The organism is Streptomyces sp. NPDC042371 (genome assembly GCF_056437465.1).
Window position 1 is genome coordinate 259718 of the sequence record NZ_JBWKAP010000004.1, and the last position, 15590, is coordinate 275307.

13 protein-coding genes are annotated in these 15590 nt (G+C 72.7%); 4 read left to right on the top strand and 9 right to left on the bottom strand.

Going from position 1 to position 15590, the window contains the following annotated elements; genetic code table 11:
• Nucleotides 1–35 precede the first annotated feature (35 nt).
• The 6 genes from AC068B_RS14315 to AC068B_RS14340 form a co-directional block, all read right to left on the bottom strand.
• A complete protein-coding gene (locus tag AC068B_RS14315) occupies nucleotides 36–1040 on the bottom strand; it encodes a proline racemase family protein (RefSeq protein WP_478671665.1) in 1005 nt (334 codons plus the stop codon).
• 37 nt (nucleotides 1041–1077) lie between these two features.
• Complete coding sequence (locus AC068B_RS14320; protein ID WP_478671667.1) at nucleotides 1078–1986, bottom strand: dihydrodipicolinate synthase family protein; 909 nt, start codon at nucleotides 1984–1986, stop codon at nucleotides 1078–1080.
• Nucleotides 1983–3575: an FAD/NAD(P)-dependent oxidoreductase gene (locus AC068B_RS14325; protein WP_478671669.1), complete on the bottom strand. Its 1593-nt coding sequence runs from the start codon at nucleotides 3573–3575 to the stop codon at nucleotides 1983–1985. The genes AC068B_RS14320 and AC068B_RS14325 overlap by 4 nt, the downstream gene beginning before the upstream one ends.
• Nucleotides 3556–3864 carry a (2Fe-2S)-binding protein gene (locus tag AC068B_RS14330; protein WP_478671671.1) on the bottom strand — a complete coding sequence of 103 codons (309 nt, stop codon included), beginning with the start codon at nucleotides 3862–3864 and terminating at the stop codon, nucleotides 3556–3558. The genes AC068B_RS14325 and AC068B_RS14330 overlap by 20 nt, the downstream gene beginning before the upstream one ends.
• Nucleotides 3861–5066: an NAD(P)/FAD-dependent oxidoreductase gene (locus AC068B_RS14335; protein ID WP_478671673.1), complete on the bottom strand. Its 1206-nt coding sequence runs from the start codon at nucleotides 5064–5066 to the stop codon at nucleotides 3861–3863. The genes AC068B_RS14330 and AC068B_RS14335 overlap by 4 nt, the downstream gene beginning before the upstream one ends.
• Before the next feature lie 65 nt (nucleotides 5067–5131).
• The gene (locus AC068B_RS14340; protein ID WP_478671675.1) at nucleotides 5132–5878 is read right to left on the bottom strand and encodes an AraC family transcriptional regulator; all 747 of its coding nucleotides are present in this window, start codon (nucleotides 5876–5878) and stop codon (nucleotides 5132–5134) included.
• A gap of 216 nt (nucleotides 5879–6094) precedes the next feature.
• Between AC068B_RS14340 and AC068B_RS14345 the strand changes: the two genes are divergently transcribed.
• Nucleotides 6095–7237 carry an MFS transporter gene (locus AC068B_RS14345; protein WP_478672077.1) on the top strand — a complete coding sequence of 381 codons (1143 nt, stop codon included), beginning with the start codon at nucleotides 6095–6097 and terminating at the stop codon, nucleotides 7235–7237.
• 204 nt (nucleotides 7238–7441) lie between these two features.
• Nucleotides 7442–9787 (top strand): collagenase, encoded by a 2346-nt coding sequence (locus AC068B_RS14350; protein WP_478671677.1) that lies wholly within the window; start codon nucleotides 7442–7444, stop codon nucleotides 9785–9787.
• Here the strand turns inward: AC068B_RS14350 and AC068B_RS14355 are convergent.
• The gene (locus AC068B_RS14355) at nucleotides 9759–11303 is read right to left on the bottom strand and encodes a glycoside hydrolase family 3 protein (RefSeq protein WP_478671678.1); all 1545 of its coding nucleotides are present in this window, start codon (nucleotides 11301–11303) and stop codon (nucleotides 9759–9761) included. The genes AC068B_RS14350 and AC068B_RS14355 overlap by 29 nt on opposite strands.
• A 228-nt stretch (nucleotides 11304–11531) precedes the next feature.
• On the opposite strand from AC068B_RS14355, the gene AC068B_RS14360 reads away from it, so the two are divergent.
• Both AC068B_RS14360 and AC068B_RS14365 read left to right on the top strand, forming a co-directional pair.
• Complete coding sequence (locus AC068B_RS14360) at nucleotides 11532–12533, top strand: zinc-dependent alcohol dehydrogenase (RefSeq protein ID WP_468564744.1); 1002 nt, start codon at nucleotides 11532–11534, stop codon at nucleotides 12531–12533.
• A gap of 19 nt (nucleotides 12534–12552) precedes the next feature.
• On the top strand, nucleotides 12553–13503 hold the full coding sequence (locus tag AC068B_RS14365) for a Gfo/Idh/MocA family protein (protein ID WP_478671680.1): 951 nt from the start codon (nucleotides 12553–12555) through the stop codon (nucleotides 13501–13503).
• Nucleotides 13504–13539: 36 nt separating this feature from the next.
• Here the strand turns inward: AC068B_RS14365 and AC068B_RS14370 are convergent, their stop codons facing one another.
• Together AC068B_RS14370 and AC068B_RS14375 are read right to left on the bottom strand one after the other, a co-directional pair.
• Complete coding sequence (locus tag AC068B_RS14370) at nucleotides 13540–14400, bottom strand: phytanoyl-CoA dioxygenase family protein (RefSeq protein WP_478671681.1); 861 nt, start codon at nucleotides 14398–14400, stop codon at nucleotides 13540–13542.
• 50 nt (nucleotides 14401–14450) lie between these two features.
• On the bottom strand, nucleotides 14451–15584 hold the full coding sequence (locus AC068B_RS14375) for an acyl-CoA synthetase family protein (protein WP_478671683.1): 1134 nt from the start codon (nucleotides 15582–15584) through the stop codon (nucleotides 14451–14453).
• Between the last annotated feature and the right edge of the window lie 6 nt (nucleotides 15585–15590).

The following is a 15590-nucleotide window of genomic DNA, read 5'->3' on the forward strand; positions in this document are numbered from 1 at the left end:
GACCCTGGCGGAAGAGCCGGGGGGCTTGGTGGGGCTCAGAGGAGGAAACCCGCGGGGAACGGGTCGTCGGGGTCCAGGAAGTACTGGGCGGTGCCCGTGACCCAGGCCCGTCCGGTGATCCGGGGAACGACCGCGGGCATCCCCGCCACCTCGGTCTCCTCCACCAGCCGACCCGTGAACTCCGTGCCGATGAACGACTCGTTGACGAAGTCGCGGTCCAGCCGGAGCTCGCCGCGGGCGTGTAGCTGCGCCATGCGTGCGGACGTGCCCGTCCCGCACGGCGAGCGGTCGAACCAGCCCGGGTGGATCGCCATCGCGTGCCGGGACCGACGGGCGTCCGAGCCGGGCGCGGCCAGGTAGACGTGCTTGACCCCGGTGATGTCAGGCTGTTCGGGGTGCGTCGGGCGGTCCGGTGACGCGTTGATCGCGTCCATGACGGCGAGCCCCGCCGCGAGCAGGTCGTCCTTGCGGGAGCGGTCGAACGGCAGCCCCAGCGCGTCGAGTTGGACGAAGGCGTAGAAGTTTCCGCCGTAGGCCATGTCGTACGTCACCGTGCCGTGCCCCGGCACCTCGATCTTGCGGTCCAGGGCTACACAGAACGCGGGAACGTTGGTGAGCGTCGCCGATGTGGCCGCACCGTCGGTCACCCGTACGTCGACGGCGACCAGGCCCGCCGGAGTGTCAAGACGGACCGTCGTGACCGGCTCGGTCACTTGCACCATGCCGGTCTCGACCAGGACCGTCGCCACGCCGATCGTGCCGTGGCCGCACATCGGCAGGAGCCCGGACACCTCGATGTAGAGGACTCCGTAGTCGGCGTCGGGCCGGGTCGGGGGCTGGAGGATGGCGCCGCTCATCGCGGAGTGGCCGCGCGGCTCGTACATCAGGAGCGTGCGCAGGTGGTCCAGGTGCTCGATGAAGTGGAGTCTGCGGTCGGCCATGGTGGCGCCGGGGATCACCCCGACACCGCCGGTGATCACACGGGTGGGCATGCCCTCGGTGTGCGAGTCGACGGCGTGGAAGACGTGACGGGTGCGCATGGGCCCCTTTCCCTCCGGTTGAGACTCTTGATTGGGTTCAGCGGTGGCCCGCGGCCATCGCCTTTTCCGTGGCCGACCGCACCAGCGACTCCGTGGCTCCGGACAGCGGGGAGCGCGGGGGGCGGGTCGGACCGCCGCGGCGGCCCACGATGTCCATCGAGAGCTTGATGGACTGCACGAACTCCGTCTTGGAGTCCTGGCGCAGGAGCGGGTGCAGCGACCGGTAGAGGGGCAGCGCGGTCTCCAGGTCGTGGGCGCAGGCGGCGTCGTAGAGCTCAGCGCAGGTGGCGGGGAAGGCGTTCGGGTATCCGGCGATCCAGCCGACGGCACCCGCCAGGGCGAGTTCGAGCAGGACGTCGTCCGCGCCGATCAACAGGTCGAGGTCCGGGGCGAGTTCGGCGATCTCGTACGCCCTGCGGACGTCGCCGGTGAACTCCTTCACGGCTACAACCGTGCCGTCGCCGTGCAGCCCGGCCAGCAGGTCGGGGGTCAGGTCGACCCTGGTGTCGAGGGGATTGTTGTACGCGACCACGGGCAGGCCGGACTTGGCGACCTCGGCGTAGTGGGAGCGCACGGACTGTTCGTCGGCGCGGTAGGTGTTCGGCGGCAGGAGGAGCACGGAGCCGCAGCCCGCCTCCGCGGCCTGTTCGGCCCAGCGGCGGGACTCCGCGCTGCCGTAGGCGGCGACGCCGGGCATCACGCGGGCCCCGTCGCCCGCTGCCTCGACGGCGGTACGGACGACGCGGGCGCGCTCGTCGTCGGTGAGGGTCTGGTACTCGCCCAGGGAGCCGTTCGGCACGACGCCGTCGCAGCCGTTGCCTATGAGGTGGCCGACGTGCTCGGCGTAGGCGTCGTAGTCGATGGAGAGGTCGTCGCGCAGGGGGAGCGCGGTGGCGACCATGATGCCGCGCCAGGGGCGGTCGGTGGTCCAGTGTCCGGCGGTCATGACGGCTGCCCTTCGGTCGGGTGGGGAGGGAGTGCGGGAGGGGTGAGGGGTTGAGGTTGGGGGTGGGGGTGGGGGTGAGGTTGCGGCTCCAGGGCGGTCAGGGCGGGCAGGGCGGCCAGGGCGTTGAGTGGCACCGGTGTGGCCAGTGGGCGTCGGTCGGGGCTTGAAGGGTGAGGGTCAGGTGAGGGCGAGGGTGAGGCCAGGCAGGACACGGCCCAGCCGCACATCCGGCCCTGGCACCAGCCCATGCCCGCCCGGGTCAGGAGCTTCACGGAGCGCGTGTCCCGGGCGCCGTAGTCCGTGACGGCCTCGCGGATGCGGCCCGCGGGGACCTCCTCGCAGCGGCAGACGTCGGTGTCGTCGGAGAGCCACCGCGTCCAGCCGTGGCCCGGCGCGTGTGCGGCGGCCATGACGTCGGCGAAGGCGTTCATGTGGTCGCGGCGGCGCCGTAGGGAGCGTAGGCGCGAGAGTGGGCCGGGGCGTCGGCCGGTCAGTCGGGCCGCGACGGCAAGCGCGGCCAATTCGCCTTCCGCCATTGCCTGTTGTGCTCCGCCGATCCCTGATGTCTCGCCCGCCGCCCACAGGCCGCGCAGCGACGTCTCCTGGAGCGGGCCGAGCGCAAGCGCGTGCGTGCCGTCGACCGCCTGCCGGGTGGCGCAGCCCAGGCTGGTGGCCAGGTCTATCTGCGGGACCAGGCCGTGGCCGACGGCCAGCGCGTCGCAGTCGATGCGACGGTCCGTTCCCGGTATCGGACGCCATGCGCGGTCGAGGCGGGAGACCGTCACCGCTTCCACGCGGTCCTTGCCGTGTGCCTCGGTGACCGCGTGGCGCGTGCGCAGGCGTACCCGGTGGCGCAGCAGGGCTCCGGCGTGGTGCGCGCCCTCCGTCACCTTGTGGGGCTGGACGGCGAGTGTGCGGGGGTGGCGTGCGTATCCGAAGTACGAGGAGGCATCGAGCAGTTCGGGCACCTCGGCCCCGGCCGTGACGAGCGAGGCGGCCACGGCGAGCAGGAGCGGGCCGCTGCCCGCGACGACCACGCGCTTGCCGGGCAGGGCGAGACCGGACTTGAGCATGGCCTGGGCGCCGCCCGCGCCGACCACGCCGGGCAAGGTCCAGCCTGGGAAGGGGAGTTGCCGCTCGTACGAGCCGGTCGCGAGGAGGATCGCGCGGGCCCTCACACTCACCGGGCGCTGCCCCTCCTCACTGGGGTCTTCGAGTTCTCCGTGGCCGCCCGTGAGGGCGTGGACGGTCCAGTGGTTCTCGGCCTCGCGCGTCACCGTCCAGACGTGGTGGCCGAAGAGGCAGGTGACGTTGTCGTTCCGCAGGCGGTCGCGCAGGTCGGCGAATGCGGGCCAGTCGTGGTGCAGGGCCTCAGGGCGGGTGGCGCCCGTGGCGGGTGCGGGGTGGCGGTAGAACTGGCCGCCCGGTTGGGCCGCCGCGTCCAACAGGGCTACGGACAGACCGAGTTCGACGGCGGTCACGGCACCGGCGAGGCCTGCCGGACCGGCACCGAGCACCGCAAGATCGTACGGTTCGTCAGGCACGCCCTCGGGCAACGCCTCGCTCCCCTCAGTCGTCGAACCCGGCATGACCGTTCCCCTCCTGCGTCGTGACCGTGTCGCCGGGGCGGGCAGTGACCAGGCAGGCGCGCCGGTTGGGGTGGCCGTTGACGGTCGCGAGGCAGTCGTAGCACTGGCCGATGCCGCAGAACGCCCCGCGCGGCCGCCCGCCGCCCCGGGTGGTCCGCCAGGCGAGGATTCCCGCGGACCAGAGCACGGCCGCGATCGACTGGCCCGGCAGTGCGTCGAGTCGGCGGCCGTCGAAGGTGATCGTGAAGGTCGCCTCGGGGGAGGCTCCCACGAGATCGGTCGGCTTCATCGGGCTGCCTCCTCTCGTGCGAAGCGATCCGGCGCGAACGGGCGGGTGTCCAGAGGGAGTTCATCGCCCGTCAGCATGGCGGCGATCAGTGCGCCGGTCGCCGGGGCGAGGCCGATGCCCGCTCCCTCGTGGCCGCAGGCGTGCAGCAGGCCGGGGAGGCGCGGGTCGGGGCCGATCGCCGGGAAGTGGTCCGGGAGGTAGGGGCGGAACCCTGCGTACGTGCGGATCGCGCGGACCTGGGCCAGGGCGGGGAAGAGGCGTACCGCCTGGCCCGCGAGGCGGCGCAGGACCTCCACCGACAGGGTCCGGTCGAAGCCGACCCGCTCCCGGCTCGCCCCGATCAGCACCGGGCCCGCCGGAGTGCCCTCCACCACGGCGGAGGTCTGCAGCGCCGCCGAGCCGCTCGCGACGTCGGCGACGTACTCGGCGGAGTACACCTTGTGGTGCACCACGCGCGGCAGCGGTTCGGTGACGAGGACGAAGCCGCGGCGGGGGAGCACCGGCAGCTCCAGGCCCGCCAGGCGGGCGAGTTCGCCTCCCCACGTACCGGCGGCATTGAGCACGTGCGGTGCGCACACCTCGCCCCGCCGCGTCCGGACGCCCCGCACCTCGCCCTTGGTCCCGGTGAGGACCGCGGTGACCTCCTCGCCGAGTCGGACCGTGAGGCGCCCGGCGTCGGCGGCCGCCCGCAGCAGGTGTGCGGCGGCGAGGGCGGGCTGTACCTGGGCGTCCTGCGGGTAGTGGACGCCGCCCGCCAGGCCCGGTGCGAGATGTGGTTCGAGGTTGGCGAGGCGGTCGGCCGGGACCTCGGTGGCCTCGACGCCCGCGTGCCGTTGCTCCGCGGCGAAGTCGCGCAGGGCGGCGAGTGCGGGCTCGGTCGAGGCGACGACCACGCCGCCCTTCGTCTCGTACTCGATGAGGGAGGGGAGCTCGGCGGCCAGGTCCTGCCACAACTGGGCTGAGTACAGCGCGAGTTCGAGTTCCGGGCCCGGGGCCTTGTCGGAGACGAGGAGGTTGCCCTCGCCCGCCCCCGTGGTGCCGCCCGCGACGGGGCCGCGGTCGATGACGGTGACGTGGAGCCCGGCGCGGGTGGCGTAGTAGGCACATGCGGCGCCGACCACGCCTGCCCCCACGATGATCAGGTCTGCGGGGCGGGCGGCGTGTGAGAGGTGTGGCCGTTCGGACAGGTGTCTCGTGAGCACGGCAGTAATATTTCACATGGCACTGGCGCTGCCAAGAGGTCGTGCACGAAGGGGAGTTGTCGCCTTCAGTCGCGGCGGTGATGCGTACCGGGCGTATAGCCGTACGCGCGGCGGAACACATCGATGAACGCGCTGGTGGACGACCATCCGCACCGGTGCGCGACCGCCGTGACCGGCATGTCGTCGGCCAGCATGCGCAGTGCGTGGTAAAGGCGCAACTGGGTGCGCCACTGCGGGAACGTCATGCCCAGCTCGCGGCGGAAGAGGCGGCTCAGGGTGCGTTCGCCCGCGCCCGCCTCCGCGGCCAGTTCGGCCAGACCGCGCGGGTCCGCGGGGTCGGCGTGCAGCAGGTCGCAGACGGCCGCGAGGCGGGAGTCCGAGGGCGTGGGCAGCTGTACGGGCTGCTGGGGTGAGGCGCACAGCTGGTCGAGGAGCACGGCACGCAGGCGTCCGCGTTCCGGGGACTCGTCCCGCGGCGTCCGGGTGCAGGCGAGGATCAGTTCGCGCAGGAGCGGGCCGACGGCGAGCACGGTCGGGGCGCCGAGGCCGAGCGGGTTCGTGTCCGCGGGCAGGCCGAGCAGGTGCAGGGCCAGGTGGCCGTGGGCGCGGTGTGCGTGGACGCATCCGGCGGGGACCCAGATGGCCCGGGTGCCGGGCGCGAACCAGGTGCCCGCGTCGGTGGTGACGGCCACGACGCCGGAGCCCGCGTAGACGATCTGGTGGTCGTCGTGGCGATGGGCGTCGATGCGCTCGCCGGGGGACAGTGCCCGGGTGGCGGTGGGTGCTTCGGGGGTGTGGCGGATTTTCGGCACAGGTTGGCACTTTATCGGAAGCGGGCCAGGGCGGGGCGTGGCGACGATGAGGCGGTGCCGACCCATGAGCCCTCAGTCACCCCACCCTCAGTCACCCCGCCTCCAGTCACCTCACCCTCAGTCACCCCGCCTCCAGCCACTCCACCCTTAGCCGCCCCACCCGAAGCGGCCCCACCCCACCGAACCCCGCCCACCGCGAAATCCCCCCGCCGCCCCATCACCCTCCTCGCCCTCAGCCACGCCTGCGTGGACGTCTACCAGGGGGCCATCGCCGCCCTCGTCCCGTACTTCGTCTCCGAGCGTGCCTACACCTACGCCGCCGCGTCCGGCATCGTGCTCGCCGCCTCGTTGCTCTCCTCCGTCGTGCAGCCGCTGTTCGGCGCGCTCACCGACAAGTGGGCCATGCCGTGGCTGCTGCCGGTGAGCACCGTGGTGGGCGGGGCCGGAGTCGCGTTCGCGGGGGTCGGCGGGAACTACCTGGTGACGCTGGTGGTCGTCGCCGTGTCCGGCATCGGCGTCGCCGCGTACCATCCGGAGGCCGCGCGCGTGGCCCGGCAGGCGAGCCGGGGCAGCCACACCGCCATGAGCTGGTTCTCGCTCGGCGGCAACGTCGGCTTCGCGACCGCGCCCCTGCTGGTCTCCGCCATCGTCGCCACGGGCGGCCTGCGCGCCTCCCCGCTCCTGGTCGTCCCCGCCCTCGCGGGGGCGGTGCTGTGCGTGGCGGCGCTGCGGGGAGTCAGGGCCCGGGACACGGCGGCACCGAAGGGGCAGGGTGCCGGTCCGGTCGCCGAGGACGACTGGCCGTCCTTCCTCAAGCTGTCCGGCGCCGTCGTCTGCCGCTCGATCGTCTTCACCGGGCTGAGTACGTTCATCGCGCTGTACGTGCGCGAGCGCACCGGAGGGGGTGAAGTCTCGGGCACCGTGGCCCTGTTCGTCCTCTACCTCGGCGGCGCGATCGGCACCGTCGCGGGCGGACGGCTCGCCGCCCGGTACGGCCGCCTCCCCGTCGTCCGGTGGTCGTACGCCCTGGCGGTCCTCGCGGTGGCGGGAGTCGTCCTCGTCCCCGGGCCGCCGCTCTACGTCTTCGTCGTGCTGACCTCGGCCGGTCTGTACGTCCCGTTCTCGCTGCACATCACCCTCGGGCAGGACTACCTGCCGCGGCGCATGGGAACCGCGAGCGGCGTGACCCTGGGGCTCACCGTGAGCATCGGCGGCCTCGCGAGCCCGCTGATCGGGGCGGTCGCGGACGCCGCCTCCCTGCGGACGGCCCTCGCCCCGCTGATCGTGCTGCCCGCACTCGGCTGGCTCCTCCTGCGCACGCTGCGCGAGCCGGGCACGGGAGCCGCCGACGGCACCTGAGGCCGGGGGCGTTTCCGAACTCCGGTGCGGTTGATGTGTCCTGAGGGGTTGTCAGTGCAATATCACATTACTACGTTACGCATCACATGACGCATCGGTGGCCGAGAGGCTACCCCTCAACCACCGTCGCGTGACGGCCATTTGACGCTGGCCGCCCCACATGGACAGCACCTCACGCCCCCACCTCCCACACAGGAGCAATCGGTGTCCCATATACGTCTACGCACCCTGCAGAGATCCGTGCTCGCCGGCGCGATAGCGGCGACTCTCTGCGCCTCGGCCGTCCAGCTCGGATACGCGGCCGAGTCCTCCTCCGCAGCGGCCGCGAAGCCCCGCGCCGCCGCCGCGCCGTCCGCACCCGCCGCTCCGAACCCCCTGGACGTGGTCGACCACCGGGCGAAGGCCCCGAAGCCGAACACCTACAAGATTCCGGCGCCCGGCGGGCTCAAGGACGGCCGCGTCCCGGGCGCCCGCACCCCGAAACCGAAGGCGAAGCCGGGGGCCGCGGCGCCCCGAGCCGGAGCCGTGCCCTGCACCCTCGACGGCGTCACCGGACTCTCGCCCGAGAAGTTCGCCGACTTCCTCGCCGACCCGGCCGTCACCGCCGACGGCTGTCTGCGCACCCTCATCTGGACCTGGGACGCGCGACTCGCCCCCGTCATGTCGGACGCGCACGTCCAGGCCGTCTCCGGCCGCATCTCCAGGCTCGCGGCCGCCCACGACGGCAAGAACGGCAGCAACCTCCTGGAGATGCTCACGTATCTGCACGCCGTCGCCTACCAGGACTTCTCACACGACGAGATCGACGTCACCGACGCGCCGACCGTGGACGCCATGCGGCGCGCCGTCGACGCCTTCGGTTCGGCGGGCCGCACCTTCGACGTGACCCGGAGCAACGCCGAGTCGCTGCGCGAGGCGCTCTACGCGGCGAGCGCGCCGGGCCTGCGCCAGCACCAACTCCCGCTGATCAAGCGGGTGCTGACCACCATGGACGCCAAGCACCCCGACACGGCGAAGGACGCCTCGTGGGCCGGTTCCACGCTCGCCGCGCTCTCCCTGAGCTACCTCGGCGTATACCCCGGCAACAAGGACGCCGCCTTCCACGCCGCGGTCAAGGCCGACACCTCCTACCGCGCCGCCTTCAAGGCCTTCGGCGGCTACACCCACCTCAAGGGCACCGCCAACGCCTGGGTGGTGCGCGACGCGCTGAGCGAGTACGGCAGGTTCGGCCAGATCGACGGGCTCACCAGTGAGATCGTCTCCGGCCTCGGCGGGCTCGTGGCCGTCGTCGTCCGCAACTTCGGTGAGGGCAGCGCCCCTTGGGCGAAGGTCGCCACCTGGCTGAACGAGTTTGACGCCTGCGCCCCCTACAAGGTGTGCAAGGCCGACATCGAGCGCCGACTCTTCCCGCGGACCTACACGTACGACAAGGGCGGCATGAAGGTCCGCACGGCACTGGAGCGGGGCACCGTCGACCAGCTCTACTACGCGAGCAAGCAGGTCAAGGCGCAGTTCCACCGGGTCGTCGGCACCGAGGAGCCGCTGGCGGGAGACCCCAACACCACGCTGACGACGGTCCTTTACGCCTCGCGCGCCGACTACGAGAACTACCACCCGCTGCTCACCGGGATGGACACCAACAACGGCGGCGTCTACATCGAGCGCGGCGCGACCTTCTACACCTACCAGCGGCGCGTCCCGCAGGACTCCACGCTGACGCTGGAGGAGCTCTTCCGCCACGAGTACACGCACTACCTCAACGGCCGCTGGGCCGTGCCCGGATTCTTCGGCGAAGGCCCGTGGTACCAGGGCGACCGGACCACCGCGATGGACGAGGGCACCGCCGAGTTCTTCGACGGCGCCACCCGTGACGACGGCATCAAGGTCCGCAAGTCACTGGTCCAGGGCATCATCGCCGACACGGCGAACGGCGGACCGCGGATGACCGTGGACCGGCTCCTGCACGCCACGTATGACGGCGACGGCTTCCGGTTCTACAACTACGCCGGTACGTTCTTCGAGTTCCTGTGGTCCGAACGTCCGGGCCTGCTCAAGGAGATGTACGGATATCTGCGGGCCGACAACCCGGCGGGCTTCGACGCCTGGCGCGACCGGCTCGGCAAGGACGGCGGACTGCAGAGCCAGTACGACGCCTTCCTCGACAAGCAGATCGCGCACGTCGACGACCTCTTCGTGCCCGACACGAAGTACGTGCCGCTCGCCGAGCTCCGCGACACCACCGCCGACCAGGTCCGCGCCTCCGTCGCGGCGACGACGGGCATCACGCCCGACTGCCGCTCGAACGGCGCGCCGGAGCGTCCGCGGTACACCTGCACGGGCCGGATCACCGCGAACCTCAGCGCGTCCGGCGACACCGACGCCGTGTTCAAGGATATGTCGGAGACGGTCGACTACTTCCTCCTCGAACGGTCCTCGGCGGGCGACAACAACCTGGCCGACATGAACTGCTCGTTCGGCAAGGTCGACATCTGGTCCGACGGCCGCGCGGGCAGCGCCGACTTCAGTTGTGAGGGGCCGCTGAAGGGGTGAGTCCGCCCCCTGCGAGGAGTTCCGCCGCCGCGATGCCCGAGACACGGGTCGCACCATGGGTGATGAGGTGGGTGGCGCCGAGTGCGTCACCCGCCGGGACGCCCATCTCCACGACGAGGGCGTCGGGGCGGCACCGCAGGATGCGGTTGAGCGTGTCGGTCATCCAGCGGTGCCGAGCCGCGTCACGGACCACGACCACCAGGGCGCGGCCCGTCGCCGGGGTCAGGGCCTCGCGGTCGAGGAGGTCCCCGGCGTGGGCGAGTTCGGGCTCGGTCAGGCGGACGGACGTGGTGCCGGGGCGCAGGTCGCGCAGCGGTACGGCGACGCCCCAGGGGGTGTGGCCGTCGACGGCCAGGTTCATCGTGGGGGACAGCTCCACGACGTGCGGCACTCCCGCGACGGGGAGTGCCGCGTTCGCCGTGCCGGAGCGGTGGTGGACCCGCACGGCACGGCGGGCCGCGACCAGGCCGATGTCGGTGGGCCCCGCCGCGCGGGCGACGGCCCGGGACCGCTCGCCGGACCAGGCGGCGAAGTCCCTTACGCGCCTGCTCGCCTCGACGAGCCTGGCCTCGGGCAGCGTGCCGTCGATGACCGCCTTCACCAGCGCGGTGGAGAGCAGGTCGAACGTGGCCTCGTCGGCGCTCTCGCCGCCCACGCACACCGCGTCCACGCCACCGGCCACCGCTTTGACCGTCGCGCCGTCGATGCCGTAGCGGTCGGTGACCGCGCCCATCTCGATGCCGTCCGTGACCAGCAGACCGTCGAAGTTCAGCTCGCCGCGCAGCAGCTCCACCAGGATGCGGTGGCTGAGGGTCGCGGGTAGGTCCGGGTCGTAGGCGGGGGCGAGCAGGTGCGCGGTCATCACGGCGCGTACCCCCGCCTCCATCGCCGCGATGAACGGCGGCAGGGCGGTGAGCGCGATCTCCTCGGCGGAGCCCTGCACCTGGGGCAGGCCGAAGTGCGAGTCGACGACCGTGTCGCCGTGGCCGGGGAAGTGCTTGGCGCAGGCGGCGACACCGGCCTGCTGCAGACCGCGGATCCAGGCGGCCGTGTGGCGGGACACGACGTCGGTGCGGGAGCCGAAGGAGCGTACGCCGATCACCGGGTTGAGCGGATTGGAGTTCACGTCGGCGCTGGGCGCGAAGTTGAGCGAGACGCCCGCGGCGTGCAGGTCCCGGCCGATGTCGTGGGCCACGCGCTCGGTCAGGTCGATGTCGTCGACGGCGCCGAGGGCGAGATTGCCGGGCCGGGACGAGCCGGTCCACGCCTCCAGGCGCGTCACGTCGCCCGCCTCCTCGTCGATGGCGACGATCAGGTCGGGGTTCTCCGCGCGCAGGTCCGAGGTGAGCCGGGAGACCTGCTCGGGCGTCTCGATGTTCCGCGCGAACAGTACGACGGAGCCCAGGCCCTCGGCGATCCTGCGGCGCAGCCAGGAGGGGGCCGTGGTGCCCTCGAATCCGGGCTGCAGCACGGAGTTGGCGAGGCGCTCCAGAGTCGGGTCACTGCTCGGTGCCATGGCGCGACCTCCGAAGTTGCGGGTACGTGGGACGTATGGTGCACGGAATGTGCGGCGGGACTCCTGCCAATTGGTCCAGGCCAATCGGATAGTGGATATTGGCTCGTACCAAACCGGGCTGTCAAGGAGTCGGAACCGGTCGAGCCGGGCGAATCCACCATGATGGGGCGCGAGTTGGGGAATCCTTGGAACTTCCGCAGGTCGCATCCGCTGAAGGGAAGAGAGTCCATGCGCAGGTACGAACTCGTCGGCAGGCGCGACATCAGGCTGGTCACGGACGTGGCGGTGCCGGAGCCAGGCCCCTCGGAGGTCCTGGTCCGGGTGCGGGCCTGCACGGTCTGCAACCGCAGCGACCTCGCCTACTTCCACTACTACGGGCTGCGCGACCACTGCTCCCAGGGCTGTTTCGGCCATGAGATCTCCGGGGTCGTCGAGGCGACCGGGGCGGGCGTGCGGCGCGTGGTGCCCGGCCAGCGGGTCTTCGTGCGCACCCCGCTCACCACCGGGTACGCCGAGTTCGCGCTGGCCCGCGAGATATCCGTGGGCGCCCTGCCCGACGAGGTGCCCTTCGAGCAGGGCGCGCTCCTGCAGCTCCTGCCGCTCGCGGTGCACGCCACTCGCGGCATCCGGCTCGGCGACCGCGTCGTGATCGTCGGGCAGGGGCCCGTGGGGCAGATGGCGCTGCGGGTCGCGGTGGCGCGCGGCGCGGCCGAGGTCGTCGCCGTCGACCTCGACGACTGGCGGCTCGAACGGTCCTCCGCGGCGGGCGCCGACGCGATCCGGCGCGTGGACGGCGGCCCCGAGCAACTGGCCGCCGTCGGCGCGGACTTCGATGTCGCCGTCGACGCGGTGGGCACCCCCACGACGCTCAACGCCTGCGTGGGGCTCGTACGCCAGAACGGCCTCGTCGTCCTCCTCGGCACGCACCACGTCGACACGCACGTCACCGTCGACCTGGTCACCTGGGAGCGCAAGGGCCTGCGCGTGCACAGCTCCGCGGAACCCCTCGACACCGCGCGCGCCGAAGCCCTCGCCGTCGCCGAACGCCTCGCCCACCGCCGCACCGACGCCCTGCGCCTGCCCGACCTCCACACGCACACGTACCCGCTCGACGAACTGCCCAAGGCCATGGAGCAGCTCTCCGCGAGCCGCGCCCTCTACCCGGACGCCGAGCAGGCCCCCTACGACGGTCCGCCGCCCGAGACGCTGAAGGTGGCGATCGTCCCCTGAGCGGGCGGAGGAGAGCCGCGTGAGGTGGGGCATCGCCGGATACGGCGACATCGTGACGCGCCGCGTGCTGCCTGCCCTGCACGCGCTCGGCGAGGAGCCCGTGGCCCTCTGGGGCCGCGACCCGCGCCGCGCCGCGCGCACCGCCGAGCACCACGGCGTCGCGGGCTCGGGCACCGACATCGACGTGCTGCTGTCCGGCGTCGACGCCGTGTACATCGCCACTCCCGTCGTCCATCACGTGCCGCTCGCCCGCGCCGTGCTCGGAGCGGGCCTGCCCGTCCTGATCGAGAAGCCGCTCGCCGGTGGGCTCGGCACGGGGGCCACGCTCGACACGGCGGGGCGGTGCGCGGGAGTCGCCTACTACCGCAGGCTCGCGCCCACCGTGCGACGGCTGCGCGAGGAGCTCGACGACTGGACGCCCGACCGGGTGGAGGTGCGCTTCCGCTGCGCCTTCGCGCCCGGACCCGACGACCCGATGCGCTGGCGCACCGACCCCGCCCTGTCCGGCGGCGGGGTCCTCGCGGACGCGGGAAGCCACCGGATCGACCTGCTGCTCCACCTGTTCGGGCGGCCGCACGAGCTGACCGCCCGGCTCGGCGGGCGCTTCCCGGAGGGCGCGGAACGGCGCGCCGAGCTCACCCTGGCCTGGCGCTCCGGTCTGCAGGCGCACTGTCTCGTGGAGTGGGGCGAGGGCCCGCCCGTGGACCTCGTCCGGCTGACCGGGGGCGGCCGCACGGTGACGCTCGCTCCACTGGACTCGGGCCGCATGCACGCACCCCCGGGGCCGCCGTCCCTGCTCCCCCCGGCGGCCAACCCCCACCAGCCCCTGCTCGCCGACTTCGCGCACGCCGTGGCGACGGGGCGGGACCCGGTGTGCCCGGTGGAAGAGGCCCGCCTGGTCGACGACGTGATCGTGGCGGCGGAGCGGTCGGACGCGGCGGGCGGACGGCCGGTGAGGCCGTGGGGATGAGGCGGTGCGGGGCGGGGTGGTGTGGGGCGGGGCGGCTCACGCCCCGTCGTCCGCCGACCAGGGGCGGAGCCAGCGAGGGTCCGGGCTGTCGCCGGAGTGGATGAACCGCGTGTCCACGGAGAGGCGCATGGCATCCGTCGTCGTGTCCAGGGACGCGTGGATGATGCGGGGCAGGTGCACCATCACATCGCCCGCCGCGAAGTCCGCGTACAGCCAGCGGCGGTCGAGCGTGCGGGCGGTCAGCTCCAGGTCGTGGCAGATCTGCCGCCGGTCGCCGGGGCGGTCGGTGATGTCGCGCAGCGGGGCGTACTCCTCGGGCGGCAGCCGGTGTGAGCCCTCCAGGTAGACCAGCGGGCCGGTCGGCGTCGGGCAGTCGCCGACCGGGATCCAGAGGGTGACGACGCGCGGCGAACCCTCGTCCATGTAGTCGAAGTCGACATGGGCGCGGGAGGCGCGCCGCGTGCCGCGGTGGAAGTGGCGCAGGATGCGGCGCGGCAGCATCTCGGCCTTCGCGTCCAGGAGTTGGGCGGCGAGCGTGGACAGGACGGGGTTGGCCACGAAGTCGTGGAAGGGCGCCGAGCGCACGAACGCGTAGGCGGGGTGCCCCGCCACTCCGTAGTGCGGGACGCCCTCGGGCACGCGGCCGGAGAACACCCCGTCCTCGGGCCCGCTGCCCGGCGCGAGCAGCCCCGGCGGGAAGAGCGAGAAGTACCGGCCGCGCAGCCGCAGCACCTCCGCGCGGTCGAGCAGGCCCGGCAGGTACAGATAGCCGTCCGCGTGCAGCCGCTCCCGCAGCGCGTCGGCGTCTCTGGGCTCCAGCAGGTCCGCGCTGGGGCGCAGGGGGGCGAAGAGTTCCGGCGTGAAGGGTATCGGTACGCCGTTCGACGACAGGTTCACGATGCGTGTCCCTCGATCCTTCGGGTCGGTGGACCGGCCGACGGGACCGGTCAGTAGACGCCTTCCACCGCCTCCTCGGCGGCCCCGGAGTCCAGGAAGGGCCGCACGGCGGCCACCCCGTCCCAGGGGAACCACGGGTGCGGCCCTGTCCTGACCGCGCTGTCCCGCTCCAGGAGGTTGGGCAGGAAGAGGTCCTCCAGGAGCGTCGTGGTGCGCACACGGCCGCGCTGCCCGACCTCGACCTCGTGCCACGGGTCGGCGGGGTCGACGACCTTGAGCACCGCGAAGGGCGGCGGCAGATGGTAGGAGTGCCCGGTGCCGCCGGGTACGGCGGACGCTCCCGGCACGGCGGACGTACTCGGTGCCGCGTCGGCCTGCAGGGCGTGGCCGACCAGGGTGTTGCCGTACGTGTCGATCCACTGCACGCCCGGCAGATGCTCCTCGCGCAGGAACTCGGCCTCGGCGGCGGTGCACGAGGTGCCGCCGGTGCAGACCGCGCGGATGCCGTACGTGTGCAGGGGCCGGGGCAGCCGCATCGCGAGCTCCACGAGCAGCCGCGACGTCGTGAAGAGCAGCGAGGGATGCTCGGCGGCGAGCAGGGCGAGGGTCTGGTCGATCAGGTGGGCGGTGTAGGTGTCGGCCTCACCGCCCGAGCGCAGTGCGGCCTTCACCCAGCGCGGATCGAAGTCGATGGAGTGCACGGCGCCGCGCCAGCTGTCCGCGAGGCCCTCCACGAAGTGCCCGTACGCGTGCGGCCCGCTCGGTGTCATCGCGAGCACGTCGCCGCCCGCCACGCCGCGCGCCTCCAGCACGGTGCGGTAGATCTCCACGTCGTACGCGAGGCGCGTGACGTTGACGATCCGGCAGGGCGCGCCCGTGCTGCCGCCGGTCTCGAAGACCCGGAAGGGCCGGTCGTGGTAGCCGCGGGGGCGCAGGTCGCGGGCGTTCGCGGCGCGCAGTTCGGCCTTGTCGAAGAGGCCGAAGCGGTCCAGGTCGGCGAAGCCGCCGATGTCCTCCACCGGGTCGAAGCCGAGCTTCTCGCGCCGCGCCACCCAGAAGGGGCTGCCGGTCTCCGGTTCGAAGTGCCACCGCATCATGCGGCGCGTCCAGGTGTCGAGGTCGATGCCGAGCTCCGGGACGCGCTCGCGCAGCCTGTCGGGCAGGGTGCCGAAGGCGGTGGTCATGCGGGC